The organism is Mycobacterium cajalii, from assembly GCF_045809005.2.
Classification (GTDB): domain Bacteria; phylum Actinomycetota; class Actinomycetes; order Mycobacteriales; family Mycobacteriaceae; genus Mycobacterium.
Window position 1 is genome coordinate 87936 of the sequence record NZ_CM141436.1, and the last position, 25941, is coordinate 113876.

At 71.1% G+C, this 25941-nt stretch carries 23 protein-coding genes and 1 pseudogene; 8 read left to right on the forward strand and 16 right to left on the reverse strand.

Annotation, left to right across the window (positions count from 1 at the left end):
• Positions 1 to 30 precede the first annotated feature (30 nt).
• Both ACJ512_RS00460 and ACJ512_RS00465 read right to left on the reverse strand, forming a co-directional pair.
• Complete coding sequence (locus tag ACJ512_RS00460) at positions 31 to 672, reverse strand: cutinase family protein (RefSeq protein WP_407685476.1); 642 nt, start codon at positions 670 to 672, stop codon at positions 31 to 33.
• Between the two features lie 419 nt (positions 673 to 1091).
• Positions 1092 to 1838: an SDR family NAD(P)-dependent oxidoreductase gene (locus ACJ512_RS00465; RefSeq protein WP_407685467.1), complete on the reverse strand. Its 747-nt coding sequence runs from the start codon at positions 1836 to 1838 to the stop codon at positions 1092 to 1094.
• Between the two features lie 203 nt (positions 1839 to 2041).
• On the opposite strand from ACJ512_RS00465, the pseudogene ACJ512_RS00470 reads away from it, so the two are divergent.
• Positions 2042 to 2545, forward strand: a pseudogene (locus ACJ512_RS00470) (formate/nitrite transporter family protein); the annotation flags it as partial.
• A gap of 75 nt (positions 2546 to 2620) precedes the next feature.
• On the opposite strand, the gene ACJ512_RS00475 reads toward ACJ512_RS00470, so the two are convergent.
• Complete coding sequence (locus ACJ512_RS00475) at positions 2621 to 3553, reverse strand: LLM class F420-dependent oxidoreductase (protein WP_407685468.1); 933 nt, start codon at positions 3551 to 3553, stop codon at positions 2621 to 2623.
• A 133-nt stretch (positions 3554 to 3686) separates the two neighbouring features.
• Between ACJ512_RS00475 and ACJ512_RS00480 the strand changes: the two genes are divergently transcribed.
• Positions 3687 to 4151 carry an ATP-binding protein gene (locus tag ACJ512_RS00480; protein ID WP_407685469.1) on the forward strand — a complete coding sequence of 155 codons (465 nt, stop codon included), beginning with the start codon at positions 3687 to 3689 and terminating at the stop codon, positions 4149 to 4151.
• 25 nt (positions 4152 to 4176) lie between these two features.
• On the opposite strand, the gene ACJ512_RS00485 is transcribed toward ACJ512_RS00480, so the two are convergent.
• Entirely contained in the window at positions 4177 to 5535 is a 1359-nt protein-coding gene (locus ACJ512_RS00485; protein ID WP_407685470.1) for a WS/DGAT/MGAT family O-acyltransferase, read from the reverse strand.
• A 117-nt stretch (positions 5536 to 5652) separates the two neighbouring features.
• Entirely contained in the window at positions 5653 to 7659 is a 2007-nt protein-coding gene (gene malQ / locus ACJ512_RS00490) for a 4-alpha-glucanotransferase (protein WP_461479931.1), read from the reverse strand.
• Positions 7660 to 8149: 490 nt separating this feature from the next.
• Between malQ and ACJ512_RS00495 the strand changes: the two genes are divergently transcribed.
• Positions 8150 to 9379 carry a transposase family protein gene (locus tag ACJ512_RS00495; protein WP_407689821.1) on the forward strand — a complete coding sequence of 410 codons (1230 nt, stop codon included), beginning with the start codon at positions 8150 to 8152 and terminating at the stop codon, positions 9377 to 9379.
• 31 nt (positions 9380 to 9410) lie between these two features.
• On the opposite strand, the gene ACJ512_RS00500 is transcribed toward ACJ512_RS00495, so the two are convergent.
• From ACJ512_RS00500 to ACJ512_RS00510, 3 genes are all read right to left on the reverse strand, one after another.
• Positions 9411 to 9803: an STAS domain-containing protein gene (locus ACJ512_RS00500; protein WP_407689320.1), complete on the reverse strand. Its 393-nt coding sequence runs from the start codon at positions 9801 to 9803 to the stop codon at positions 9411 to 9413.
• Positions 9804 to 10224: 421 nt separating this feature from the next.
• Entirely contained in the window at positions 10225 to 11208 is a 984-nt protein-coding gene (locus tag ACJ512_RS00505) for a YihY/virulence factor BrkB family protein (RefSeq protein WP_407689321.1), read from the reverse strand.
• Positions 11209 to 11286: 78 nt separating this feature from the next.
• Positions 11287 to 12534, reverse strand: a complete 1248-nt coding sequence (locus ACJ512_RS00510) for a mechanosensitive ion channel family protein (RefSeq protein ID WP_407689322.1) — start codon at positions 12532 to 12534, stop codon at positions 11287 to 11289.
• Positions 12535 to 12759: 225 nt separating this feature from the next.
• On the opposite strand from ACJ512_RS00510, the gene ACJ512_RS00515 reads away from it, so the two are divergent.
• Positions 12760 to 13644 (forward strand): cyclopropane mycolic acid synthase family methyltransferase, encoded by an 885-nt coding sequence (locus ACJ512_RS00515; RefSeq protein WP_407689323.1) that lies wholly within the window; start codon positions 12760 to 12762, stop codon positions 13642 to 13644.
• Between the two features lie 14 nt (positions 13645 to 13658).
• On the opposite strand, the gene ACJ512_RS00520 is transcribed toward ACJ512_RS00515, so the two are convergent.
• The 6 genes from ACJ512_RS00520 to ACJ512_RS00545 all read right to left on the reverse strand — a co-directional run bounded on the left by ACJ512_RS00520 (position 13659) and on the right by ACJ512_RS00545 (position 19366).
• On the reverse strand, positions 13659 to 13919 hold the full coding sequence (locus ACJ512_RS00520; RefSeq protein WP_407689324.1) for a YdeI/OmpD-associated family protein: 261 nt from the start codon (positions 13917 to 13919) through the stop codon (positions 13659 to 13661).
• Complete coding sequence (locus ACJ512_RS00525) at positions 13916 to 14392, reverse strand: (2Fe-2S)-binding protein (protein ID WP_407689325.1); 477 nt, start codon at positions 14390 to 14392, stop codon at positions 13916 to 13918. The genes ACJ512_RS00520 and ACJ512_RS00525 overlap by 4 nt, the downstream gene beginning before the upstream one ends.
• Positions 14393 to 14396: 4 nt before the next feature.
• The gene (locus ACJ512_RS00530) at positions 14397 to 15272 is read right to left on the reverse strand and encodes an FAD binding domain-containing protein (RefSeq protein ID WP_407689326.1); all 876 of its coding nucleotides are present in this window, start codon (positions 15270 to 15272) and stop codon (positions 14397 to 14399) included.
• The gene (locus ACJ512_RS00535) at positions 15251 to 17473 is read right to left on the reverse strand and encodes a xanthine dehydrogenase family protein molybdopterin-binding subunit (protein WP_407689327.1); all 2223 of its coding nucleotides are present in this window, start codon (positions 17471 to 17473) and stop codon (positions 15251 to 15253) included. The genes ACJ512_RS00530 and ACJ512_RS00535 overlap by 22 nt, the downstream gene beginning before the upstream one ends.
• 11 nt (positions 17474 to 17484) lie before the next feature.
• A complete protein-coding gene (locus ACJ512_RS00540; RefSeq protein ID WP_407689328.1) occupies positions 17485 to 18528 on the reverse strand; it encodes an amidohydrolase family protein in 1044 nt (347 codons plus the stop codon).
• 82 nt (positions 18529 to 18610) lie between these two features.
• Entirely contained in the window at positions 18611 to 19366 is a 756-nt protein-coding gene (locus ACJ512_RS00545; protein WP_461479932.1) for a cutinase family protein, read from the reverse strand.
• A 204-nt stretch (positions 19367 to 19570) separates the two neighbouring features.
• Between ACJ512_RS00545 and ACJ512_RS00550 the strand changes: the two genes are divergently transcribed.
• Both ACJ512_RS00550 and ACJ512_RS00555 read left to right on the forward strand, forming a co-directional pair.
• Positions 19571 to 20458 carry an SAM-dependent methyltransferase gene (locus tag ACJ512_RS00550; protein WP_407687984.1) on the forward strand — a complete coding sequence of 296 codons (888 nt, stop codon included), beginning with the start codon at positions 19571 to 19573 and terminating at the stop codon, positions 20456 to 20458.
• Positions 20459 to 20494: 36 nt separating this feature from the next.
• Positions 20495 to 21271, forward strand: coding sequence for a PIG-L deacetylase family protein (locus tag ACJ512_RS00555; RefSeq protein ID WP_407687983.1), 777 nt, complete (start codon positions 20495 to 20497; stop codon positions 21269 to 21271).
• Between the two features lie 39 nt (positions 21272 to 21310).
• Here the strand turns inward: ACJ512_RS00555 and ACJ512_RS00560 are convergent, their stop codons facing one another.
• A complete protein-coding gene (locus ACJ512_RS00560; RefSeq protein WP_407687982.1) occupies positions 21311 to 21883 on the reverse strand; it encodes a hemerythrin domain-containing protein in 573 nt (190 codons plus the stop codon).
• A 204-nt stretch (positions 21884 to 22087) separates the two neighbouring features.
• Between ACJ512_RS00560 and ACJ512_RS00565 the strand changes: the two genes are divergently transcribed.
• Positions 22088 to 22816, forward strand: a complete 729-nt coding sequence (locus ACJ512_RS00565; protein WP_407687981.1) for a hypothetical protein — start codon at positions 22088 to 22090, stop codon at positions 22814 to 22816.
• A 45-nt stretch (positions 22817 to 22861) separates the two neighbouring features.
• Here the strand turns inward: ACJ512_RS00565 and ctaD are convergent, their stop codons facing one another.
• Entirely contained in the window at positions 22862 to 24589 is a 1728-nt protein-coding gene (ctaD, locus tag ACJ512_RS00570) for an aa3-type cytochrome oxidase subunit I (protein ID WP_407687980.1), read from the reverse strand.
• Between the two features lie 194 nt (positions 24590 to 24783).
• On the opposite strand from ctaD, the gene ACJ512_RS00575 reads away from it, so the two are divergent.
• Positions 24784 to 25938, forward strand: a complete 1155-nt coding sequence (locus ACJ512_RS00575) for a DUF4185 domain-containing protein (protein WP_407687979.1) — start codon at positions 24784 to 24786, stop codon at positions 25936 to 25938.
• Positions 25939 to 25941: the final 3 nt, after the last annotated feature.

Here is a 25941-nt window from a genome sequence, read left to right on the forward strand (position 1 = left end):
CGGCCATGACCGCCGTCGGGGCGGGCCGGCTCAGCGGTTGCCGTGAATCGTCGAGGCCGCGAAGTCGGCCGCCTGGTCGGTCATGCCGTTGAACCGGTAGGAGCTGTGGGCGGCCCGGTTGAACCCCGTCGAGGAGCACACCGGGTCGTCGGTGGCGCACAGCTCGATCGTCTTCCCGGCGTAGAGATGCCCGATGGAGATGGGCGGCGCGCTGCGGTCGACGATGTCGAGGAAGCGGTTGGACGGCTTGGCGAACAGCGTCACCGCCGACACGTGCCGCGCGGTGCTGGCCGGCATCGGGCCGCTGATCCCGGGCGGCAGGGGGTAGCCCGGCGGGATGCTGTCGGCAGTCAGGTACGCGGCGATCGCCGCGCCCTGCGAGTAGCCACCGACCACGATCTTGGTGTTGGGGCAGCCGGCGGCCGTGTCGAGGACCTTGTGGCTGGCATCGACGACGCCGTCGGCCGCGGTGTTGAAGTCGAGCGACGCCGGGTAGTCGACCGGGTACACGTCGATGGAGGTGCCGGGCAGGCGTTCGGTGAGTGCATCGGTGAAGGCCTGTCCGGTGGCCCCGGGCCCCGGGGGTTCCAGCGTGCCGCGGGCGAACACGACCTGCACGTCAGGGCAGGGGTCGCCGTCGGCGGCCGCGCTGACCGCCGGCGTCGCCACCATGGCCGCGCCCGTCAGCACCAGCACGGATGCCCACGCGGAAAAGGTCTTGACGGGGCCGGTCGGTCGGGGTGCTGAATCGCGTGGCGGCGGTGCGGTGTTCACTCGGGTCTCTTTCCGTGTCTTCTGCAGGCAATCGGAGGCCGGCCGGGGATGATGCGGCCTCGGCGTCGTCGCCGATAAGGGGGATTGCCGAAGAATAATGCCCACAAACGGTGCGCGCGCGGTGACTTCGGCTACTGCTCCCCGCCGGGTGGCGGGGCGACGATGCCCGGCTTCTCGCCTCTCGGCAAGTGGTCGCTCGCGGCGACGGTTCTGGTGTGGTACCCAGGGGAAGCCCGGCACCGTCGCGTCGGACAACGGCGCGCCGCGGCCGGTTATTCCGCTTGTTCCGCGGCCGGCCTTTTCGGGCGCTTCGAAGGTCACACGGTCAGGTAGCCGCCGTCGACGGCGATGCTGGTGCCGGTGATGTAGGACGCGGCGGACGTACACAAGAACAGCACCGCGCCGGCACAGTCCTGCGGCGTGCCGGGCCTGCCCAGCGGGGTGTGGAAGCCGATCTCGGCGTCCACGATCTCGGGGATGCTCATCATCGGCTGGGTCATGCGGGTGCCGATGATGCCGGGTGCGACGGCGTTGACCCGGATGCCGTCGCCGGCCCAGCGGCGGGCCAGGTTCATGGTGAGCGCGAGCAGGCCCATCTTCGAGGACGCGTAGCCCGGCACCAAGGTCGCCGAACGGAACGCCGACATGGATGCGATGTTGACCACGCTCGCGCCGCCGGGGGCGCCGCTGGCTTTGAGTCGCTCGTGGCATCTCACGGTCAGCCGCATCGGCCCGAACATGTTCTGGGTGACCGAGGCGATGTAGCCGTCGGGGTCGTACTCGTCGCCGGCCGGGTAGGGGCCGCCGGCGTTGTTCACCAGGACGTCGAGGTCGCCAAGCGAATCCGCGAGGGCGTCAATGGCTTCGGGATCCCGCATCTGGCACTGCCGGTAGCCGAACGCGCTCAGGTCGTCGTCGTAGTCGGCCGCCGACGACCGGGTGCCGGTGATGGTCACGGCGCCGCCGGCGTCGGCGAAGGCGGTGGCGATGCCGTTGCCGATCCCGGAGGTGCCGCCGGTGACCAGGACGTGGGACCCGCTGAAGTCGAAGGTGACCGTGTTCAACCGGTGCTCCTGAGTTCGTCGATGGATTTGGTGAGCCACGCTACGAGGCCGCCGAGCCGGCATCGCCGCCGACCGCGCCGTCGGCGACGCGGACCCACCCGCAGCGCCCCTGTCGGACGCCTCACAGCGCGGGCATGTGGCCGCACCGGCGCATAACGGGTATAGGAGGGGTTCGCCGTGGTCTACCTGTGAGGAACGTCGCCATGCCTGAGACGACCCGACGCCAGCTCGGTGAGCACGACAGCCTGATCGAGGACGAGCTCGAGGACGCCTTCACCAGGATGCTGAGCGAGGGCACCCAGCGCCTGCACCGCACCTGGCGCGGGGTGCTGGTCACCAGGTTCCTCGGCGGTACCGAGGTGGCGCTGGGCATCCTCGCCTACCTGTCGGTGCTCGACGTCACCCACCGCCCGCTGGTCGCGGGCCTGGCGTTCTCGATCGGCTTCCTGGCGTTGCTGCTGGGCCGTGGCGAGCTGTTCACCGAGGGCTTCATCATCCCCGTCGTCACGTTGGCCGCCAAGCGCGCCGGCCTGCGGCAGCTGGCCAGGCTGTGGGGCGGCACGCTGTTGGCCAACCTCGTCGGCGGCTGGGTGATCATGTGGCTGATCATGATCGGGTTCCCGCAGCTGCGCGCGCAGACCATCGAAGCGGCCACCCACTTCGCCACCGCGCCGGCCTCGGCGCAGACCCTGTCGCTGACGCTGCTGCGCCTGCTGCGCAACAAGGACCGGCTGCAGGAGGAACGCGCCGAGGTGACCAACGGCGCGTGACGGCGGCGGGCGTCAGCGCAGCTGGGGAATGACCTCACCCGCCAGCAGTTCCAGGTGCTCCAGATCGGACAGGTCGAGCAGCTGCGTGTAGACGCGGCGCACGCCGATGTCGCGCCACGGCGCCAGCTTCTCGACGATCTCGCCGGGCGTGCCGACCAGCGGGCTGTTGGAGCGCAGCTCGTCGACGTCGCGACCGATCGCGTCGGCGCGCCGGGCGACCTCGGCGTCGTCGCGTCCGGCGCAGACCACGAACGCGCACGAGTAGACGATCGAGTCGGCCGGCCGGCCCGCCGCGACGACCGCCTCGGCCACCCGCCCGAACTGCGTCGCGACGGCGTCCAGCGGCTGGAACGGCACGTTGAACTCGGCCGCGTACTGCGCGGCCAGCCGGGGGGTGCGGTTGGCGCCGAGGCCGCCGATCACGATTGGCGGGTGCGGACGCTGGACCGGCTTGGGCAGCGCCGGTGAGCCGGCGATCGTGTAGTACTCGCCGGCGTGGTCGAACGTCGTGCCCGGTTCGGCCGTCCACAGCCCGGTGACGATCGCCAGCTGCTCGGCGAGCCGGTCGAAGCGCTCCCGCAGCGGCGGGAACGGGATGCCGTAGGCCCGGTGCTCCTTCTCGAACCAGCCGCTGCCCAGGCCCAGTTCGACGCGCCCGCCGCTCATCTCGTCGACCTGGGCCACCGCGATGGCCAGCGGGCCCGGGTAGCGGAACGTCGCGGAGCTCACCAGGGTGCCCAGCCGGATGCTCGACGTCTCGCGCGCGAGGGCGCCGAGCGTCACCCAGGAATCGGTCGGCCCGGGCAGGCCGTCGCCGCTCATCGCCACGTAATGGTCGGAGCGGAAGAAGGCCGCGAAGCCGAGTTGTTCGGCGGTGCGGGCGACGGCGAGCTGGTCGGAGTAGCGGGCGCCCTGCTGCGGCTCGACGAAAACGCGAAACTCCATGGCATCCTTCTGTGTCTCGTGGGGGTGCGACCGATCTTGAACCTGTACCCAATCTGTGTCCAAACCGAGACTTGGAACGTTATCGCCCGGGCCGGAACTGGGTATGTCCACCGGCATGGGTCGACGTTCACCGATGGCCGCTCCCGGGCGGCTGGTCTGCGCCGGTGCCGCGGACGCCACGACCGCGGCGCAGCTGCGCCGCGCCCTGCAGCGCTGGCTCCGGGAGGTGGCGCGGCCCTCCGCCGAGGTGCGCGAGGACATCATCCTCGGCGTCAACGAGGCGCTGGCCAACTGCGTCGAACACGCCTACTGCGCCCGGGACACGGTCGGCACCATGCGGCTCGAGGCCAGCCACGACCCGTCCGCGCACTGCATCAGCGTGCGCGTCAGTGACCGCGGAACCTGGCAGCGGCCCCGGACGAGGAAACCCGACGACCCTGCCGCGTCGCGCGGCATCATGCTGATGCACACCCTCGCCGACCACTGCACCATCAGCGCCCGGCCCAGCGGTACCACGGTGTGCCTGGACTACGCCACCGGGTCCACCGGCGGGGTGGCGTCCGGGGGCGTGTCCGGGTCGGCCATGTTGGTGCCCTGAGCCGCCGTCGCGGTCTCGGGTCCTCTCACGCGCCGGCGGCGCGTTCCAGGTCTTTCAGCGACGTCTCCAGCTGGCCCAACAGCCGCTGTAGGTGCGGGACGCTGCGGCGGCAGCCGACCAAGCCGAAGTCGAGGTTGTCGGCGTTGTTGGTCACGGTGATGTTCATCGCCTGCCCGTCGAGCGCGATCGACAGCGGATAGCTGCCGTCCAGGCGCGCACCCCGCCAGTACAGCGGCTCGGAGCGGCCGGCCGAGACGTTGGAGATGACGATGTTGAACGGCGGCGCGGCGTTCGAGAGGTAGCCGGGGATCAGCCCGAAGGCGAGCCCCCCGACGTTGAACGCCGACAGGGCCAGCTGCTGCACCCGGGGCAGCTGGCCGAACACGTCCTTGGTGTCGCGGATCGATGCGCTGATGACCTCGAGGCGCTTGGCGGGATCGTCGACGTCGGTGGCCAGGTTGCACAGGAACGTGCCCACCATGTTGCCGCTGCGGTCGTCGTCCTCCTTGCGCAGGTTGACCGGCACCATCGCGGTCAGCGGGCGGTCCGGCAGGGCGCCCTGCTCGAGCAGGTAAGCGCGCAGCGCCCCGGCCGACATGGCCAGCACGACGTCGTTGACCGTCACGCCGGCCGCGGACTTGACCGCCTTGATGCGGTCCAGCGACCAGGACTGCGCCGCGACCCGGCGCGCGCCGCCGATGCGCACGTTGAACATCGTGCGCGGCGCCCGGAACGGCAGGGTCAGTTGCTGTTCGAGCAGCGCAGCCCGCGCGAGCCGCAGCGTGGACGGCGCCAGCGTGAACGCCGAACCTGCCGTGCGGCCGGCCTGCTCGAGCAGCGACGGCCGCCGCCGGGGCGCCTTGCGTTGGCGCGGGCCCAGGCTCCACGGCGTCCGGATCTCGTCGTCGTCGGGGTCGGTGGTGAACGCGCGCTGCATCAACCGCAGCGCCGACACCCCGTCCATGAGGGAGTGATGGAACTTCGTGTACACCGCGTAGCGCCCGTCGCGCAGGCCCTCGATGAGGTGCGCCTCCCACAGGGGGCGGTGCCGGTCGAGCAGGCTGCCGTGCAGCCGGGAAGCCAACTCGAGCAGGTCGCGGACGCGGCCCGGCTCGGGCAGGGCGGAGCGGCGCAGGTGGTAGTCGAGTTCGACGTCCTTGTCCGAGGACCAGGCGAAGTTGGTGACGCCGCCGAAGAACGCCGGATGCTTGCGGAAAGTCGGCTGGATCTGCGTGCGTTCGAGCATGGCCTGATAGGACTCGCGCACGAAGTGGGGTCCGGCGTCCTCGGGTGGCTGGAAGAGTTGCAACGACCCCACGTGCATCGGGTGTTCGCGGGACTCGCCGAGCAGGAACATGGCGTCCATGGGCGAAATCGGTTTCATCGTTGTCGACCCCATTCCTTCGGGCTGAGCCGTCCACCGCAGAACCGCTCTACTCCCCCTTTAGCCAATGCGGGCCTCGGCTACACGCGAATGCCGCAACGGACTTTCCGGGCCGCCCTAGGGGCTGTCGGGGGCCGCGAACGCGTCGACGATCTCGCCGACCCGGGGATCGGCGCGCAGCTGCTCGAGGGTTTGCGGCAGCGGCAGCCGCCAGTTCGGGTACGCGTCGACCGTGCCGGGCAGGTTCGGCTGGCGGGGTTCGGCGAGCACGTCGTAGGGCGAGACGAACTTGAGCCGGCACGGGGTTGCCGCCAGCAGCCTGTGCATCGCGGCGATGATCGCCGGCTCGTCGGGCTCGTCGGGCTCGCCGGCATCCGGCAGCAGGCCCTCGGAGCGCAGCAACGCCAGCCACTCGGCCCGCTCCCGGTCGGCCGCGGCCCGTTCGGCCGGCACGTCGTCGAGCAGCCCCAGATCGGCGCGCGCCTGCACGTGCTCGCCCCGCAGGAATCCCGCCGCGGTGGGCAGGTCGTGGGTGGACAGGCTGGCCGCCGCCCGCGACGGCCACCGCTGCGGCGGCAGCAGCGGCTCGCCGGGCGCGGACTCGTCGCGGGTGAACCACGACACCGCACACCCGAGCATCCCGTTGCCGGCCAGCGCGTCGGTGACCTCCGGTTCGACGGTGCCCAAATCCTCGCCGACGACGGTGGCGCCGGCCCGGTGCGCCTCCAGCGCCAGCACCGCGAGCATCACGTCGGCGTCGTAGTGCACGTAGGTGCCGCGGTCCGGGCCGTCGCCCGGCGGGATCCACCACAGCCGCCACAACCCGGCGACGTGGTCGATCCGCAGGCCGTCGGCGTGGGACAGGACGGCGCGCAGCATGTCGCGCAGCGCGGCGTAGCCCGTGCGCGCCAGGCGGTCCGGCCGCCACGGCGGCAGCCCCCAGTCCTGGCCGCGCGGGGTGAAGTTGTCCGGCGGCGCCCCCACGCTCACCCCGGTGGCGAGCACGTCGGCCAGCGCCCACGCGTCGGCGCCGTCGGCGTCGACTCCCACCGCGAGGTCGTGCAGCACGCCCAGGGCCATGCCCGCGCCCCGCGCCGCGTCGCGCACCGCGACCAGCTGCTCGGCGCAGCGTTGCTGGACCCACGCGTGAAACGCCACCCGCGGCGCCAGCTCCCGGCGTGCGGCGGCGACTGCGGGCCCCGCGACGTCGCGCAGCGGCCGCGGCCATCGGGACCACCGGCCGCCGTGCCGCTCGGCCAGCGCGCAGTAGGTGGCGAAGTCCCCCAGCGCGGCCGAGCCGGCCGGCGGCGCGTCGAACGGGTCGGGGCGGCCCTCGGCGCGCCAGAGCAACTCCAGCGCCGACCGCTTGGCCGCCCACACGAGGTCGTAGTCGATCCGCTCGGTCGTGGGCGAGACCCGCAGCGCGTCCACCTCCGCGCGCGTGACCGGGTCGGCTCGCCGGTAGGCGTCGAGGTCCTCGACGCGCAGGGCCAGCGGGTTGGCGAACCGCCGGCTCGACGGCGTGTAGGGGGACGGTTGCACCGGGTGCGTCGGCCCGGGCGCATGCAGCGGGTTGAGCAGCACCGCGCCGGCCCCGTGCTCGGCGCCGGTCCACTCGACGAACTCCCGCAGGTCGCCCAGGTCGCCGACGCCCCACGAGCGGGCCGAGCGCAGCGCATACAGCTGCAGCATCCACCCCCAGGCGGCCGGGGCCGTCGGCACCTGCGGCGGGGCGGCCACCAGGGTGGCCTCCCGGCCGTCGCGGGTGTGCAGCCGGTACCAGCCGGGTAACAGCCCCGCCGGTATCTCGTCGCGCACCTCGAACCGGTAGCCGTCGTCGCGCACCAGCGCGGCGGCCCCGGGCATCGGCCGGGGGCGGCCGTCCACCCGCACGGCCACGGTCGGCGGCAGCGCCCCGGCCCGGTTGCGCTCGGCCAGGCGGGCCAACTCGCGCCGGCGTCCGGCTTCGGTGCCGGCGTCGACGTCGAGCAGCCCGAGGACCCGGACCACCACCTCTGCGTCGACCTCGACCGGCTCGCGGCGCTCGTTGCGGTAGGAGGTCGCCACCCCGTGCGCCGCGGCCAGGCGGCGCAGCGCGTCGGAGACCGGTCGGGGATTTGCCATCACCGGGTCCGCACCGGCACGGCGACGGCGGCGGCCGGCGCCATGCTGTTCGGGGACACGACGCGGGCGCTGACACGATCCTGGGCGGACGGCACCCGAGCGATATACCCGCGCGGGGATTTTCCACACGATCGATGCTGCCGCGACGGCCCTTGCCGGATGCGGCCCACCGTGGCGCCGGCCCCGCGGGCGCGGTCCCCGGCGCCGCGCCCCCCCGGGCGATCCGTTTGCCGGGGATCACCCCGTCAGCGGGTCACGATGGCGGTCGCCGGGGACGGCAGGAGCGCATTCCCGATGTTCGCCGCCGGATCTCGGCGGCCCTCTCGGCCGCCTCGACGCGGCGAAGCATCCGCTGCACGTCGTCGCGGGTCAACGGCGCGCGTTGACTCACCAAAAATGCGCGCGTAGACCCATTCGTTGCCTCAGCTGAGAATGCGCGCGTGCGGCGCGCCTACCCGGCCGGAGATGTATCGCTGGATAGGCCCAGAGGATGGGACTGACGGTGAGTCAACGCAAGGCTGTGACGAAGGCGATCGCGACCCGCTACGCGCGAGCTGACAAGGCCGGCAAGGGCCGGATCCTCGATGAGTTGTGTGCTACCACCGGCTGGCACCGCAACCATGCACGCAAGGCATTGAAGAATGCACTGCGCCCGAAGGTCGTCAAGATCAGGGCGCCGCGTCCACCGAAGTATGGGCCGAAAGTTATTGCGGCGCTGACGTTCTGCTGGGCGGTGCTGGGAATGCCCGCCGGCAAACGACTGGCGCCGATGCTCGACGAGTTGGTGGCGATCTTGCGCCGGTTCGGCGAGCTGATCATCGATGACGACACCGCGGCGCTGCTGGTGGGCATGTCGGCGGCCACCATCGACCGCCGCCTGGCCCCCGAGCGCAAGCGCCACGAGCTCAAGGGCCGCAGCCATACCAAGCCGGGATCACTGCTCAAATCCCAGATCCCGATCCGCACCTGGGCGGACTGGGACGACGCGGTGCCCGGGTTCGTTGAGATCGACCTGGTCGGCCATGAGGGCGGCAACGCCGCTGGTGAGCACGCTTACACGCTGACCGTCACCGACATCGCCACCGGGTGGACCGAGAACCGCAGCGTGCCCAACAAGGCCCGTAAATGGGTGCTCGCGGCGTTGGACGATATCGCGAAGGCCATGCCGTTCCCGATCCTGGGCGTAGACAGTGACAACGGAAGTGAGTTCATCAATCATCACCTGTTGGCCTGGTGCGAGCAGCGGAAGATCACCTTCACCCGCTCACGGCCAGGCAACTCCAACGACGGTTGCCACGTGGAGCAGAAGAACTGGGCGATCGTGCGCACCGTGGTCGGCTACCACCGTTACGACACCACCGCGGAACTGTTGCTGCTCAACAAGATCTGGGTATTGCAGTCACTGCTGACCAACTACTTCTACCCGCAGCAAAAACTCGTTTCGAAGACCCGTGTCGGCGCGAAGGTCAGCAAAAAACACGACAAGGCCACCACCCCGCATCGTCGCGCGGAGCGCCACGAGGCGGTCTGCGCCCAGGACAAGGCGATCCTCGCCGACACCTACACCGGCATCAACCCAGCCGCCGTGCAACGCCAGATCCAGGCCCTGACCACAGAGCTACTCACGATCACCACCAGCAAGGCCGGGCCGGCCAAAAAAGCCCCCGTTACGCGCGCATCCTCGAATGAGGCAACGAATCAATCCTCGCGCGCATCTTGACACGAGGCAACAGGGGTGCGGCATCCGTCGTTCAGCACCGGGTGTGCGGCCGCGCGACGATGGGTGGCCCGGACGTTCGGGACGGATGCGTGCGCCGGGCCGGCCCCAGCCGCCGCATGGCTTGGTCCAGCGACCCGGCGACGGCGAGTACCGAAGAGTCCTCGAGCGAACCCAGGTGGGGCCGTAGCGCCGGCCCCTCGACCGCGACCATCGGCACGCCGGCTTCGCGGTACCAGTAGCTCAGCGCCACGAGGGCCCGCCACCCGGACCGGCTCAGCGAACGGAGCTTGCGCAGGTCCACCACCAGGGGCGTGCGCACCGAGATGAACCGGATGAGCGCGGCCGTCACGCTCTCGATGTTGGCGCGCTCGACGTCGCCGCCCAGCCGGATGACCATGGCGCCGTTGCGCGCCTGTGCCTGCACCCAGGCCCCGTCGCAATCGGTGAGACGGCCCCCGCCGTAGCAGGTAACGCCGGACCCTATGTTGCTTTGGCTCAACGTCATTGACTGCCCCCTGATCTGAACCTCTGAATCGTTGTCGCAGAGACACACGGCAGCCCAGTCCGCGGCGATGGCACGGCCGGCGTCGCCCGGCTGCACACTCGACCGCCCGCAACTCTGCCGGCAGCGCCGGTCACCCGGGCCCGGCTATCGGCAACGCGGACAACGGATCTGTGTCCGCCGACGCTGATCCGGACAGTTCAGTCTCGGTCGGCGCCGCTCCCGGAGCGAATCGGGCGTTCGTTCGCCGGACATCTGCGCGCGGTCCTTTTCGTTTCGTGACCGGCCCCCCGCGGGCGCGCACGAAGGCGTTCTGCCGCAGCGGATTCGGCGGCTCCATCGCTCACCCCACGCGGGTCGGTCTGTCGTCGAGGTCGCCGAACCTGACGCTGACGCGCTGAAAGCCCTTGAGCCGTTCGGCCCGGACCTTCTTGGCGTAGATCCTGCGGTCGGCGGGCGTCAGGTCCGCGTCGTCGGTGAAGGGGCTCAGCAACGCCCGGGGGTGGAGCCGCTCCACCAGGACGACGTTGATCTCGGCGCAGAGCACCAGCGTCACCGACACCAGAAACAGGAAGCCCAGCAACCCCAGCACCAACGCGAAAACGCTGTTGATGGCGCTGGCCTTCTTGACGGTGTGCCCGACGAATCCGGCTCCGAACGACTGCAGCAGCTGCCAGACGAACGCGGCCGCCAGCGCCCCGGGCAGCACCTGGCGGTAGGTGAGGTCGCGCGCGGTGGTGACCCGGTAGGCCACCAGACAGATGAAGGCGTTGATCACCACCGCCGCCACGGCGGCGACGATCTCGCCGAAGACACCCAGGGCTCCGGTCACCTGGCCGACCGCGGACAGCAGGGTCGCCGTGATGGCCGCCGAGCCGAGCACCAACAGCAACAGCAGGCTGCGCAGCCGCGATCGGATCGGGTTCGGGCGCCGGTCCCGGGGGACGGCCCAGATCGAGTCCATCGCGTTCTGCACGGCCTGGCCGATGCCCAGCCCGCCGTACAGGGCTCCCAGCAGTCCGATGACCACGGCGGCCGCGCCGCCGCCGAGTCCCTCCGGTTGGTGCAACTGGCTGCCGATGACCGGGAACTGGCTCAGCGTGCTGTGCACGATCTGCTGCTGCAGGCCGGGCCGGCCCGCCAGCACCACGCCGAGGCCGGTGGCGGTGGTCAACACCAGCAGGAGCGGAAACAGCGACACGAACCCGTAGTAGGCGATCAGCGCGGCCAGATAACCGCCCTGGTCGTCGGCGTACTTGTAGATGACGGCGACGATCAACCCGACGGCCCGGTTCCGTCGCTGGAGCCTGTCGAGCCAGCCGACCATCGCCCTTCCCCCGCACGTAGATGAGTCGGCCGGGGCATACCCGGATCGGTCAACCGCCAACCGCGCGGGCCCGCGGGCTCACTCGCCGCGGGAGCGGGCGTGCGCGAACTCCCGGTCGTCGGCGCGGCCCTCGTCGTCCGCGCTGCCCGGGCCCTCGAAGGCGCGGCCGCGTTCCTCGGCCCCGGGGCTGCCGGTGAACAGGCTGGAATCCGCGCGCGGCTGCCCGGCGCCGACGTGGGGCCGCACGGTGTCCGCGTCGCGGGCGGTCGCGTGCTCGAGCCGGTGGCGCAACAACGCCCCCGGCTGGGTGCGCTGCAGCCAGGTGACCATGCCCTCGCGGACGTGACAGCGCAGGTCGAACAGCGAACCCGCGTCGGCGGCGCTGACCAGGATGCGCACCCGCACCGAGCCGTCCACCGCATCGATGACCTGCAGCACGCCGGCGCGGCCGTCCCAGAGCTCGTCGGCGCGCAGGAGGCGGTCCAGTTCGGCGCGCATGGCCTCCAGCGGCACCGTGAAGTCGACGTCGAGCTGGACCGTGCCCAGCAGCGCGGTGGCGTTGCGGGTCCAGTTCTGGAACGGCGTCTTGATGAAGTAGGTGCACGGCAGCACCAGGCGCCGTTCGTCCCAGATGTGCACGACCACGTAGGTCAGCGTGATCTCCTCGATGCGGCCCCATTCGCCTTCCACCACCACGACGTCGCCGACGCGGATAGCGTCGGAGAACGAGATCTGGATTCCGGCGAACGCGGCACCGAGCGAGGTCTGTGCGGCCAGGCCGGCGACCACCGAGAACACGCCGGCCGAGGCGAACAGCGTCTTGCCGATGTTGGTGAATGCCGGGAACGTCATCAGAACCGACGCCAGACCGAACACCACGACCAGTGCGACGACCAGCCGGCGCAGCACCGTGATCTGGGTCCGGACCTTGCGCCGGTGCCGGTCGGCGTCGGTCATCGCCTTGTCCCCACCGGCGAAACCGGCGATCGCGCGCCGCTCGGCGACCAGGATCAGGCTGGCGACCAGCCAGGTGTTGGTCGCCATCAGCGCGATGACCAGCGCGTGGTCGATTCCTGCGCGCCACATCGAAGACGGGTCCGAGGTGTGGTGCACCGCGGTCTTGGCGGCGATCACCATCAGCATCGCGCGCAGCGGACGCCGCGTGAGCTCCTCGATGTCGTCGACGACGGCGCTGCGGCCGTGGATGCGCTGCAGCAGCCACGACAGCGCCATGCCGAGGCCGTAGGCGACCGCCGCGGCGCCGACCACCCAGGCGACGTTGACGGCGACGTGGGTTACCGGTTCGAGCTGGATCGCTTCGGGCATGAAGAAGTCTGCTCCTGGATCGGGGATGAGCATGGGCTGCAGATAGACGTTCCCGTTGCGCGGCGGCCAGAAAACGTCGGGCGGAAGTGTTTCGCGATCGAGACCGGGGTCACACCGGTCGCGGTCGGCGGCCCGGTCGAACGGGCCGGATAGACTAGCACGGCAGCGCGTCGGCCGGCTTCGACCACGCGCGGCCGTACCCGACACGAAACCAGAGGTTGTGACTTGCCCGACGAACGCAGCGAATCCGACAGTCTGGAACCGCATTTCGAGGACGTACAAGCCCATTACGACCTCTCCGACGAGTTCTACCGGCTGTTCCTGGACCCGACGCAGACCTACAGCTGCGCCTACTTCGAGCGCGACGACATGACGCTGGAGGAGGCGCAGCTCGCCAAGGTCGACCTCTCACTGGGCAAGCTGGGGCTGCGGCCGGGCATGACCCTGCTCGATGTCGGTTGCGGGTGGGGCACCACGATGGTTCGCGCGCTCGAGCGCTACGACGTCAACGTGGTCGGCCTGACGCTGAGCCGCAACCAGCAGGCCCATGTGCAGCAACGGCTCGACCAGCATCCGTCCCCGCGCGACAAGCGGGTGCTCCTGCAGGGCTGGGAGCAGTTCGGCGACAAGGTGGACCGGATCGTGTCGATCGGGGCCTTCGAGCACTTCGGGCGCGACCGCTACACCGACTTCTTCAAGATGGCCTACGAGGCGCTTCCCGCCGACGGCGTGATGCTGCTGCACACCATCATCAAGCCCAGCGACGAGGAGTTCGCCGAGCGCGGCCTGCCCATCACCATGACCAAGATCCGGTTCATGAAATTCATCATGGACGAGATCTTCCCGGGCGGAGACCTGCCCAATGCCAAGGCCGTCGTGGACCACGCGCAGGCCGCCGGCTTGGCCGTCACGCGGGTCCAGCAGCTGCGCCTGCACTACGCGCGCACCCTGGACACCTGGGCGGCCGCGCTCGAGTCGCACCGCGACGAGGCCGTCGCGATCCAGTCCCAGGAGGTCTACGACCGGTACATGAAGTACCTGACCGGTTGCGCCGACCTGTTCCGCGAGGGCTACACCGACATCGCGCAGTTCACCCTCGCCAAGGGCTGACGGGCGGGGACGGGCTACCGTCCGGTGCGCTCGCGGTGCCTGCAGCCGGGCCAGCAGCAGGGCCGGCGCTTGCCCTCCTCCAGCTCCTCGCCGGTGCGGCGGATGCGGTGCTGCCGGGTCTTCTCCTGCTTGGCGTCCTCGACCCAGCAGATGAACTCGTTGCGCGCCAGCGAGGTGATGTCCTGCCACGCCGCCAGTGGGTTGGCCACGAGCGCGTCGCGCAGGTCCGCGGGCAGTTCGTGGACCACCCCGCCGAGCACCCGCTGGTCGCTCACCGGCTCAGGGTAGCGCGGGCGGCGCGGACGACGGCGCGGCGGATCGCCTCGTAGCCGGTGCAGCGGCACAGGTTGGAGGTGAGCAGCTCCCGCAGCCGCTCGGGATCCTCGGCGAGGCCCGGATCGGCGTCCAGCGCGCCCGCGACCAGCATCAGGAAGCCCGGCGTGCAGAAGCCGCACTGCAAAGCGTGTTCGGCCGAGAACGCCGCCTGCAGCGGGTGCTCGGAGCCGTCCGCCGCGGCCAGCCCCTCCACGGTGCGGACCTGCCGGCCGTCGCACTGGACGGCGAACATCAGGCACGAGCGCACCGCGTCGCCGTCGACCAGCACCGTGCACGCCCCGCAGACGCCGTGCTCGCAGCCGAGATTGGTTCCGGTCAGCCCGCACTCCTCCCGCAGCGCGTCCGCCAGCGTGCGGCGCGGCGGCACCTCGATGTCGTAGCCGGCTCCGTTGACCCGCAACGTTATTCGCATCCCGTCAGCCTCCGGCCCGGGCCTGGGTGAGCGCGCGCCGGGTGAGCACGGCCACCGCGTGGCGCTGGTAGGCGATGTCGGCGTGGGGCTGCGGGCGCGGGTCGGCGTCGTGCGCGGCGGCGGCCGCCGCGGCGCCGGCGATGGCGTCGTCGTCGAACGGCCGGCCGATCAGCGCCGCCTCGGCCGACGTCGCCCGCACCGGGCGATCGGCGGCGTTGACCAGCCCCACCGAGGCGGACACGACACGGCCGTCGCCGACGGTGACCGCGGCCAGCACCGCGAGCTGGGCGAAGCTGGCGTGGGTCCGCCGGTGTTCGACGAAACCCACGCCGGTGCCGGGCGGCAGCAACGGCAGGCGCACCTCGGCGAGCAGTTCGTCGGGGCGTCGGGCGGTGCGGAACGGGCCGGTGAAGAACTCGCCGGCCCGCACGACGCGACTGCCGGCGGGGCCGCGCAACTCGATCTCGGCGTCCAGCGCGGCGGCGACCGCGGGCCACTCGGCGGCCGGGTGGGCGTAGGCGAGGCTGCCCGCCATCGTGCCGCGGGCGCGGATCGGCGGATGGGCGATGTGGTGGGCGGCCCGCTGCAACAGCGCGCCCAACGGACCGGGTATCGCGGCGGACTCGAAGGCGCGGTGCCGCACCAGCGGGCCGATCCGCAGGACCGTCGCGTCCAGGGCGATGTCGCCGAAGCCGGCGACGCCGTTGATGTCGACGAGCCGGCGCGGCCGCGCGCGGCGGAAGTTCATCTCCAGCACCAGGCTCTGCCCGCCCGCCAGCACGTGGGTGTCGCCGTCGGCGAGGGCGGCCACGACGTCGTCGGCGCTCTGCGCGGCGACGTAGTCGAACGGCGCGGGCTTCATCGCGCGGCGCTCCAGCACGTGTACGGGGTCAGCGGCATCTGCAGCGCCGACGGGTCGTCGACGCCGAGCGCGTCGACGACGGCGTTGACGATCGCCGGAGGCACCCCGATGCAGCCGGACTCGCCGGCGCCCTTGGCGCCCAGCGGCGTGTTCGGGTTCGGAGTGCACGTCTCGGCGAAGCCCAGCGGCGGCACTTCGGACACCGTCGGGATGAGGTAGTCGAGCAGGCTGCGCGCGGCGGGGGTGCCGTCGGGTTCGTAGCGGACGTCCTCGTACAGCGCCTGACCGAGGCCCTGCACGGTCGAGCCGTAGGCCTGACCGTCGACGATCAGCGGGTTGACCACGACGCCGTAGTCGTCGACGGCGACGATCCGCAACACCGTGACGTCGCCCAGCTCCGGGTCCACCTCCACCACCGCGGCGTAGGCGCCGAACGGGAACGCCTCCGGCGGCGCGGTGGTCACCTCCGCCCGCAGCTGCCCCGCACCGGCCAGCTCGCCCAGCGGCATGCGCCGGTCGCCGGCGACCAGCTCGCCGCCGTCGTAGCCGACGTCGTCGACCGGCACCGCCCACTTCTCGGCCGCCCGCTGCCGGGCGACGTCGATGAGCTCACCGGCCGCCCGGTAGAGCGCGGCGCCCCCGATCTGCATCGACCGGCTCGCGAACGACCCGATGCCCCGGGGGATCACGGCGGTGTCGCGCTCGACCAGCCGCACCCGGTCGACGTCGACGTCCAGCACGTCGGCGACGACCTGCGGGAACGACGTCGCGTGGCCCTGGCCGGTCGAGCAGCAACCCGACAACGCCACGAAGGCGCCGTCCGGGCACGCCTCGACGGCGCCGAATTCCTCGCCCATGCCGGAGCGTTCGACATAGGTGCACAGCCCGATGCCGATCGGGCGCCCGCCGGTGTCGCGGCGGCGGGCCTGTTCGGCGCGCCACCCGGCGTAGTCCAGGTCGCGCAGCGCGGCGGCCAGGGCGCCCGCGTAGTCACCGCTGTCGTAGGTGAAGCCGGTCGGGGTGGCGTAGGGAAAGTCTTGCGGCGCGATGAAATTGCGCCGCCGCAGCTCCGCCGGGTCCATGCCGAGCCGCCGGGCCAGCAGCTCGACGGTCCGCTCGATCGCCGCCGCGGCCTCCGGCCGCCCGGCGCCCCGGTAGGGGCTGGTCGGGGCGGTGTTGGTGACCACCGAGCGGGTCTTCACGTGCACGCGGGGGATCGCGTAGGCGCCGGTGGCGATCATCGCCGAGATCATCGGCACGATCGCGCCGGTGTGCGGATAGGCGCCCACGTCGGCGTCGATGTGCAGCTCGTAGGCCAGGATGCGGCCGTCGGCGTCGGCGGCCATGCGGGCCCGCTGGTTCTGGCCGCGCCCGTGCGGTGGACCGGTCAGGGCCTCGGCGCGGTCCTCGGACCACCGCACCGGCCGGCCCAGCTGGAGCGCCGCCGCCACCACCGCCAGGTATTCGGGCCAGGTCTGGCTCTTCCCACCGAAGGCCCCGCCCACGTCGGGCACGATCACGCGCACCTGTTCGGTCCGCAACCCGAACGCGCCGGCCAGGTCGGCGCGCAGCCGGTGGGGCGCCTGGTGCGAGGCCCAGACCGTCATGCCGCCGTCGGGGCGCGGGTCCACCAGGATCGCCCGGGCCTCCAGGTAGGTGTGGGCGAGCAGCTGCTGGCGGTAGCCGGCCTCGACCACCACGGCCGCGTCGCGCCACACCGCGTCCTCGATAGGCTCGCCGAAATCTCGCTGCAGGGCCACGTTGTCCGAGCCGGGGAACAGCCGTACGGCGCTCGCGGCGGCCTCGGTCGGGTCGAGGACGACCGGCAGCGGCGCGATGTCGACCCGCGCGGCGTCGCGGGCGTCCTCGGCCAGGTAGCGGTCGGCGGCGACGACGATCGCCAGCGGCTCCCCGACGTAGCGCACCCGCCCGGTGGCCAGGGCCGGCCAGGGGCGCCCGCGCACGGACTCCGGATCCAGCATCGGCGGGGTGTCGGGCAGCGCCGGCAGATCGGCGTGCGACCAGGCGCCGGCCACCTCCGGCAGCCGCCGGGCCGGCGCCAGGTCCACCGCGCGCAGCTCACCGTGGGCGACGTCGCTGCGGACGAACGCGGCCTCCAGGCAGCCGGGCACGCGCAGGTCCCCGACGTAGGTGCCGGCCCCGCGCACCAGGGGCGGATCCTCGCGGCGCTGCAGGCGGGCGCCGATCAGCCGGGTCATCGGCCGTCGGCTCACAGCCCGAGCAGGCGCTCGGCGTTGCGGTGGGCGATCTTCTCCTTGTCGGCGGGGCTGATCGGCATCTGGTCGAGGAAGCGCCGGCACGCCGTCATGTTGCCGTAGGGATAGTCGGCGGTGAAGACGATGCGGTCGATGCCGATGGCGTCGACCATGGCCTGGTAGGCGGTGAACGACAGGCTCCACGTGGGATCCAGCGCGCCGGGGTCCTGGCTGTAGAAGTCGCCGGCGAGGATGCCGCCGTAGAAGTTCTCTCGAAGGTAGTCCTTGACGGTGCGTTCGAGGCCGGTCGCTTCGGGCGGGAACGAGTAGTCGGCGCGCCAGCCCATCCAGGTCAGCGCCTCGAAATGGTGGCCGACGATGACCTGCAGCGTCGGGAACCGGTCGAACACCCCGCCCAGGATCAGGCGCAGGCAGTGGATCCCGGTGTCGATGTGCCAGCCGACGCCGGCGGCCGCCAACCGCGCCGATATCTTCGGGTCGAAGCCGCCGTAACACGCGTCGATCACCGGCTGTGGCGGGATGGTGGGGTGCAAATAGATTGGCACGCCCAAGCTTTCGGCGGTCTCGAAGACCGGCCAGAAGAAGCGGTCGTCGAGGTAGCGGCCGTTGACGTGACCGTTGACCAACGCCCCGACGAAGCCGCGCTCGCGGACGGTGCGCTCGAGCTCGGCCGCGGCCGCTTCCGGGGCGAGCATCGGCAGCGTGGCGAAGCCACGGAACCGGTCGGGGTACTCGCCGACCGCGGCGGCCACGGCGTCATTGGCCTGCCTGGCCAGCTCCACCGCCACCGACGGCTCGAGGGTCTCGGGTCCCGGGACGCTGTGCGAGAGGATCTGGACGTCGATGCCCGCGGCGTCCATGGCCGCGATCCGCCCCGCACCCAGGTCGTAGATGCCCGGTGGCCACTCGCCCTGGGGGCCGGTGCCCCCGTAGCCGGCCGCCGCGAGCAGGTCGGTCGCCGACGTGCTGCCCTGCCTGCGGTGTTCCTCCGACACGGCCGCAAGCTTGTAGTGCTCCTCGAAACCGATGACCTTCACGCCACCTCCTGGCTGTCGCGTTCACCCGCATTACTCAACGCGAGTGGGGGCCCGTCATTCCGGGGGCGCGCGGCCGGTGGTGTCAGTTGCCGAAGCCCCCGCCGGTGGTAGCTCCCGCGACGGAGACCGGTGCCTGGGGGTCGGGGGTGCCGTTGATGCGGCTGGCGGCGAAGGCGGCGCCCTTGTCGATCATGCTGACGTCGTCGATGTAGGTGTTGTGGGCGGCGAAGTTGAGCCCGTCGGAGCACACCGGGTCGTCTTGGACGCAGACCTTGATGGTCTTGGCCTGATACAGCGGGCCGATGGTGAGGTTGGGTTCGCCCAGAAAGCTCATGGCGCGCTCGTTGGGTGTGCCGAACAGCACGACCGAGGAGACGTGGTTGGCGACCTCGGGGCTCAGGGGTTTGGGCACGGTGGCGGGGTTGATGCCGTCGGGCACCGCGGGGGAGGTGACGAAGCCCATGATGGCCGCACCCTGGGAGTAGCCGCTGAGCACCATCTTGGTGTTGGGGCATTGGTGGGCCATGGAGAGCACGTGTGCCCCAGCGTCTTTGACGCCCTCGACGCCGGTGTCCCATTGGTCGCTGGCGGGGTAGTTGACCGAGTAGACGTCGAAGGACTTGCCGGCCACGCGGGGGCGCAGGTTGTCGATGAAGGCCTGCACGGTCGGGCCGGGGCCGGGGTCTTCCCCGGTGCCGCGGGCGGCGACCACTTGGACGTCCGGGCAGCCCTGGGCGGCGGCGAGCGGAACGGCGGACGAGGTGAGGACGGAGGCGCTGAGTCCGGAGGCGGCGACGACGGCCGGACCGAGAAAACGAGCGAGGTGACGTGCGATCATGCCGGGATAATCCCCCCTGCCCGCGGAGCCCAAACCTGCGAGATCGTGGGCGGCTTGTGACCGTCGTCGCACACCGGCACGCCCGCCCGCGACCGCGCCGGAATCCGGCGTACACTGTAGTTAGTTATACGAACGAAATACCGGTTGCCGGGTGCGGTCCTGCGCGCAGACCCGCGGCGGTACCGGCGAAGAGGGGAGGTCGTGGTGGCCCGCACTGCCGGTGACACCTGGGACATCGTCACGAGCGTCGGTTTCACGGCGCTGGCCGTGTGCGCGGCGCGGGCGCTCGATGCCGCGCTGGACCCGCCGTTGGCGGACGACGTGTTCGCGGGCGGCTTCGTAGCCGCCGCCGGCGAGCCGAATCTCGCTGCGGCGGTGGCCAACACGGACCTGTCGAGCACGGCGGGAGTCAACGCCCAGTGGGTGGGCGTGCGCACCCGATTCTTCGACGACTTCTTCGCCCGCGCCGGTCGGAGCGGAGCGCGGCAGGCGGTGATCCTGGCGGCGGGCCTGGACAGTCGCGCCTACCGGTTGTCGTGGCCGGCGGGCTGCACGGTCTTCGAGGTCGACCAGCCCCGGGTGCTCGAGTTCAAGCAGCAGGTGCTGGACCGGCGCGGGGCCGTCCCGGCGGCACCGCGCGTCGCCGTCGCCGTCGACCTGCGGGAGGACTGGGGCGGCGCGCTGACCGCGGCCGGCTTCGACCCCGGCCAACCGACGGCGTGGGCGCTGGAGGGCCTGCTGCCCTACCTGCCCGGGCCCGCCCAGGACGCGCTGTTCGAAAAGCTGCACGAACTGTCGGCCGCGGGGAGTCACGTCGCGGCCGAACTGGGCCCGCGGCCCGGGGAGCTGGCCGAGTTCGCCGCGAGCATGCCGCCCGGCGACGACGGTACCCAGCCGCCGGTCGCCGACCTCTGGTACGACGATCCGCGCCGGGACACCAAAAGCTGGCTCGCCGAACGGGATTGGGAGGTCACCGGCGTCGACCTGGTGGACAAGGCCGCCAACGAGTACGGAAGGCCGTTCCAGGGCCTGCCGCCGGTCTTCGAGCGCCTCCTCAGCAGCAAGTTCTTCACCGCCGCCCGCATGCGTTGAGCAACCACCGGCCGTGCCCGCTCGATAGGCTGCGCTATGGCCACCGTCGTCGCGTTCCACGCCCATCCCGACGATGAGGTGTTGCTGACCGGCGGAACGCTCGCCCGTGCGGCGGCTGAGGGCCATCGGGTTGTCGTCGTCGTCGCCACGGATGGATTCGTGGGCGAGCCCGGCGACCGGCCGGCCGTGGATCGCATGGTGGAGTTGCGCGCCAGCGCCGGCGTGCTCGGTGTGCATCGGGTGGCGCACCTCGGCTATGCCGACAGCGGTTACGGGCCGGTCCTCTTCCCCGATCCGCCCGGCCGCACCCGCTTCGCGCGGGCCGACGCCGACGAGGCCGCGCGGCGGATGGCCGACGTCCTGCGAGAAGAGCACGCGGACCTGCTCATCAGCTACGAGGCCAACGGCGGGTACGGCCACCGCGACCACGTCAAGGTGCACGAGGTCGGCGAGCGCGCCGCACGGCTGGCGGCCACACCACGCATCGTGTACGCGACGATGCCGCGTGAACTGCTCATGCGCGGGCTCCGGATCGCCCGGCGCCTGCGCCTGCCCTACTTCTACGACGCCGCAATCGTTCCCTCCGCGTACAGCCCGCAGTCCTCGATCACCCACCGGATCGACGTGCGAGCGTTCGTGGCGCAGAAGAAGCGGGCGCTCGCGCAGCACCGGTCCCAGCTGCCCGGGCCGGCGGAACCGCTGTTGGCGCTGCTGCCGTCGGCGGCGTACGGGTTGGTCGCGGGGCGCGAGTGGTTCGTCGATCCCGACGCGCGGGACGCGACCACGGTGCGCGACGACATCTTCGCCACCTGAGGGTCCTGAGGGTCCTGAGGGTCCTATGCCGCCCGGCGCTCACTCGCCCTTCAGGCTGCCGATGCCGAGCGAATAATCACTGCGCCGGGGCCGCGCGTTCTCGACGTCTTCGACGTAGCCTTCGGGGTCGCGATCGACGATCGGCACCCCCTCGGTGGTGGGATGCTCGGCCACGAACTCGCTGTACTGCCGGCCGAGTGCCTCGCGAAGGCCGATCGGGGCATGGCGCCGGAAATCCGAGAGCCCTTCTCGCTCCTCTTCGCTCATGTGCTCGTCGTTGGCCTGGCGCGCGCGGCCGACAGCGTCCCACCACCCGGCGGAGCCGGCCTCCGCCGAGTCGGCGGCGCGCACCGCGTCGCGGATGTCGTTGTGATCGCCGATGGCGTCGAGCGTCTCGCCCTCGGGGTCGTCGGCGCCGCGCTGCAGGAGCTGCGGGTAGAAGATCTTCTCCTCGATGTAGGCATGCACGTCGAGTTGGTCGGCGAGCGGTCGCCAGACCCGCTCGAGCGCGGCGCCGTCGACCTCCGGTTGCGCCTGCAGCAGGTCCAGCTCGGCGAACTGCTCGCGAAACCGTTCATGGTCGGCGAGGATCAACATGGTGATGTCAGCCATTCCCACCCCCGGTATTGCGGTTCACTTGGCCTTTCCGCCATCGTGTCCCATGCCGGAGCGGGCCGTCAACCCGGCCGGTACCGGCGCGAACCAGTCGCCCCCAACCGGTCCCGCAGGCGCAATGCGGCACCCGAAACGAAAGGCGAAGTGTCGGAGCGCCGCGCGGTTCCCCCGGCCATAAGATGCCCCCCAGGAGGCGATCCCATGGACTTTGACCGCATCACCCACCCGCTGAGGCTGGCCCGTGGGTCCCACCAGCCCGGCTCGGGCAAAGGGTGCGCCATGAACGTCATCTCCTACATCAACGGCGACGCGCGGGTCACCGACTTCCCGGCCACGTCGGCGCGTCCGCTCGCCTCCTTCGTGCAGTTGTGCAACGACTGGCTGGCCGGACCGGACGGCTATCTGTCCCCGGCGGACGCGGTCCTCGTCCTCGACCTGGGCTGGCTGACGGTGGGCACCGCCGACGTCGCCGACCACGTCATTCACACGTGGGTGGTCAAACTGCTGACCAGCCCGCCCTGGGGTGTCATCCGGTACGCCAACGGTGCTGCGGCACAAGCCATCACCGATATCGCCGGACTGCATCGCCGCCTGGTCCCCGGCGAGACGCCGCCGGTCGCGGCCTGGGACGCCGCCGCCCGCGCCGCCCGCGACGTGAGTGCACCGATGTCGGCATGCGCCGAAAAGTACGCCGTGCGGGCCGCTTACCAGTCGACGTCGCTCGTCGACACCGAGGACGCGGACACCCTGGATGCCGTCGCCGGCAATGCACTGCGCGCCCACCGGCTGGCCAATCTGGACGACGAAGCCACCCGGATCGTGGACGTCACCCGCCACGCCATCCGCTCCTGGCGCCGGCTGGCGGGGTTGAGCGTCGTCAACAGCGCGCCGGTGCCGGCCGTCGTTCCGGGCAAGGTGACCGCGGCATGAGCCGGGCCGTGGCGTGCGCCGGCCGAGTGTGACCGGGCGTCGAGCTCATACCTGCGCCGGCTCCGCGGTTTTGGCGTGGGCCTTGCCGCGGCCGACGTAGGATTCGGCGCGCATCCGCTGCACCATGTGCGGATGATGCAGTTCGAACGCGGGCCGCTCGGAGCGGATCCGGGGCAGTTCGGTGAAGTTGTGCCGCGGCGGCGGGCAACTCGTGGCCCATTCCAGCGAGTTGCCGTAGCCCCACGGGTCGTCGACCGTCACCAGTTCGCCGTAGCGCCAGCTCTTGAACACGTTCCACACGAACGGCAGCACCGACACCCCGAGGATGAAGGCCCCGGTCGTCGACACGAAGTTGAGTGTCTGCCAGCCGTCGGTGGGCAGATAGTCGGCGTAGCGGCGGGGCATCCCCGAATTGCCGAGCCAGTGCTGCACCAGGAAGGTGGTGTGGAAGCCGATCAGGGTCAGCCAGAAGTGCAGCTTGCCCAGCCGCTCGTCGAGCAGGCGACCCGTCATCTTGGGGAACCAGAAGTAGATGCCGGCGTAGGTGGCGAACACGATGGTGCCGAACAGCGTGTAGTGGAAGTGCGCGACCACGAAATAGGTGTCGCTGACATGGAAGTCCAGCGGCGGGCTGGCCAGCATCACGCCGGTCAGGCCGCCGAGCAGGAACGTGGCCATGAAGCCGACCGAGAACAGCATCGGAGTCTCGAACGTCAACTGCCCCCGCCACATCGTGCCGATCCAGTTGAAGAACTTGATCCCGGTCGGGACGGCGATCAGGAAGGTCATGAACGAGAAGAACGGCAGCAGCACCGCCCCGGTGGCGAACATGTGGTGGGCCCACACCGCCACCGACAGCGCGGCGATCGACAGCGTCGCGTAAACCAGTGTCGTGTAGCCGAATATCGGCTTGCGGGAGAACACCGGGATGATCTCGGAGGCGATGCCGAAGAACGGCAGCGCGATGACGTACACCTCCGGATGCCCGAAGAACCAGAACAGGTGCTGGTAGAGGATCACCCCGCCGTTGGCGGGGTCGTAGACGTGCGCGCCGAGGTGGCGGTCGGCGGCCAGCCCGAACAGCGCGGCCGTCAGCAGCGGAAAGACCACCAGCACAAGGATGCTGGTGATCAGGATGTTCCAGGTGAAGATCGGCAACCGGAACATGGTCATCCCCGGTGCCCGCATGCACACCACGGTGGTGATCATGTTGACCGCGCCCAGGATGGTGCCCAGGCCGCCGACGCCGATGCCCAGGATCCACAGGTCACCGCCCGCCCCGGCACTGTGCGCCGCCTGCGACAGCGGGGTGTAGGCCGTCCACCCGAAATCGGCCGCACCGCCGGGAACGATGAACCCGCCCAGCGCGATCAGCGCGCCGAACACGAACAGCCAGAACGACAACGCGTTCAGCCGCGGGAACGCCACGTCGGGCGCACCGATCTGCAGGGGCAACACCAGGTTGGCGAACCCGAAGACGATCGGGGTCGCATAGAACAGCAGCATCGCGGTGCCGTGCATGGTGAACAGCTGGTTGTACTGCTCGTTGGACAGGAACTGTAGCCCGGGCGCCGCCAGCTCGAGTCGCATCAACAACGCCATCAGGCCGCCGATGAAGAAGAACGCGAAGCAGGCGACCATGTACATGATGCCGATCGTCTTGTGGTCGGTGGTGCTGATGATCTTGTAGATGAGGCTGCCCTTGGGGCCGAGCCGCGGTGGAAAGGGCCGACGGGCTTCGAGTCCGGCGACGGGCGGTGCTTCCGCGGTCATCGAGTTACCTCCACAAGGTTCAGCAACGGGCGCAGCATTCGATACGGCGCCTCAGTATTCCGAGCCGTGAGCGCTCGTCCCTAGGGCCAAACGTCCCTAAATCAGGCCATTTTGGGTGCTCCGCACGCGCGGGAAGGAAAGGCTCACCATGCTCGCCGGCCGGGTCGTTCGCCGAGCAGGGCTATCGTGTGACGGTGCGGCGTGGACCGGGGCGACGGGCCGGCGGGCTGCTCGTCGCCCTGCTGATCACCGCGCTCGCCTCGGGTCCGGCCACGCCGTCGCCGGCGCCGCGCGCGGTGCCGCTGACCTGCCTGGACACCGCGCTTGCGGACTACGCGAACTCCGGTGCCGGGTGGACCGGCGGGGATTCCACGTGGACGTCGCCGCTTCCCGACGGGAGGGAGGTCTTCGCCTTCTCGGACACGTTCCTGGGCCCCGTCACCGCGCGGGCCCGGCCACCCGACGCGGCCTTCGTGCACAACTCGTTCGTCGTGCGTGACGCCGTGGGACGCTTTTCCACCATCGTCGGCGGGACCGCCGCCCGACCCGCGGCGCTGATCGCGCCGGCCGATCCCACCCATTGGTTCTGGCTGGGAGCCGCGACGTACCTCGATGGGGCACTGCAGGTTCCGGTCACCGAGTGGCGGCCCACCGGTCCCGGTCCGTTCGACTTCGCCTTCGCGGGATCCGCGTTGGCCCGGTTCGACGTCCGCGATCTGCGGGTGCCGGCGGTGACGCCGCTGCCGTGGTCGCGCGGCATCCAGTGGGGTCAGTGGGTGCAGCCGGCCGGCGCCTGGACCTACGTGTACGGTGCCGAGACCGACGGCGAACACAGGTATCTGCACGTGGCCCGCGTCACGGGAGGCGATCTGCGCCAACCTTTCTCCTACTGGACCGGCCGGGGCTGGTCGACGGCGGAGTCGGATTCGTTGCGGGTGACCGACGGCATCGCCGGCGAGTTCTCGGTGCACAGGCTGCGCCCCGGCGCGTACATGCTCACAACGATGCAGGGCGGCACGGGATTCAGCGACCGGATCGTCGGCCGGTTCGGCCCCGCCCCGACGGGGCCGTTCGGGCCCGCGACCACCCTGTACGTGACGCCCGAGAGCGGCAGCTCGGGGATTTATCACGACGCCGACGTCTACACCTACAACGCCCACGTTCATCCCGAGTACTCGACGCCCACCGCCGTCGTGGTTTCCTACAACGTCAACAGTGTCGACACCTCGCCCGGCGGCGACCTGTACCGCCGGGTGGGCCTGTACCGGCCGCGGTTCGTCCTGATCTCGCTGGGCTGGAACGGTGCCGGGCAGACGTCTCCGGGCGCGATGCGGCGTCCGTGCCCCTAGCGA

What these genes read in the sequence shown, in the direction of transcription:
- ACJ512_RS00460 (WP_407685476.1), bottom strand. Translation starts at nt 672, where the DNA reads ATGGTGGCGACGCCGGCGGTCAGCGCGGCCGCCGACGGCGACCCCTGC.
- ACJ512_RS00475 (WP_407685468.1), bottom strand. Translation starts at nt 3,553, where the DNA reads ATGGAGTTTCGCGTTTTCGTCGAGCCGCAGCAGGGCGCCCGCTACTCC.
- ACJ512_RS00480 (WP_407685469.1), top strand. Translation starts at nt 3,687, where the DNA reads ATGGCCGCTCCCGGGCGGCTGGTCTGCGCCGGTGCCGCGGACGCCACG.
- ACJ512_RS00485 (WP_407685470.1), bottom strand. Translation starts at nt 5,535, where the DNA reads ATGAAACCGATTTCGCCCATGGACGCCATGTTCCTGCTCGGCGAGTCC.
- malQ (WP_461479931.1), bottom strand. Translation starts at nt 7,659, where the DNA reads ATGGCAAATCCCCGACCGGTCTCCGACGCGCTGCGCCGCCTGGCCGCG.
- ACJ512_RS00495 (WP_407689821.1), top strand. Translation starts at nt 8,150, where the DNA reads ATGGGACTGACGGTGAGTCAACGCAAGGCTGTGACGAAGGCGATCGCG.
- ACJ512_RS00505 (WP_407689321.1), bottom strand. Translation starts at nt 11,208, where the DNA reads ATGGTCGGCTGGCTCGACAGGCTCCAGCGACGGAACCGGGCCGTCGGG.
- ACJ512_RS00510 (WP_407689322.1), bottom strand. Translation starts at nt 12,534, where the DNA reads ATGCCCGAAGCGATCCAGCTCGAACCGGTAACCCACGTCGCCGTCAAC.
- ACJ512_RS00525 (WP_407689325.1), bottom strand. Translation starts at nt 14,392, where the DNA reads ATGCGAATAACGTTGCGGGTCAACGGAGCCGGCTACGACATCGAGGTG.
- ACJ512_RS00535 (WP_407689327.1), bottom strand. Translation starts at nt 17,473, where the DNA reads ATGACCCGGCTGATCGGCGCCCGCCTGCAGCGCCGCGAGGATCCGCCC.
- ACJ512_RS00545 (WP_461479932.1), bottom strand. Translation starts at nt 19,366, where the DNA reads ATGATCGCACGTCACCTCGCTCGTTTTCTCGGTCCGGCCGTCGTCGCC.
- ACJ512_RS00555 (WP_407687983.1), top strand. Translation starts at nt 20,495, where the DNA reads ATGGCCACCGTCGTCGCGTTCCACGCCCATCCCGACGATGAGGTGTTG.
- ACJ512_RS00560 (WP_407687982.1), bottom strand. Translation starts at nt 21,883, where the DNA reads ATGGCTGACATCACCATGTTGATCCTCGCCGACCATGAACGGTTTCGC.
- ACJ512_RS00565 (WP_407687981.1), top strand. Translation starts at nt 22,088, where the DNA reads ATGGACTTTGACCGCATCACCCACCCGCTGAGGCTGGCCCGTGGGTCC.
- ctaD (WP_407687980.1), bottom strand. Translation starts at nt 24,589, where the DNA reads ATGACCGCGGAAGCACCGCCCGTCGCCGGACTCGAAGCCCGTCGGCCC.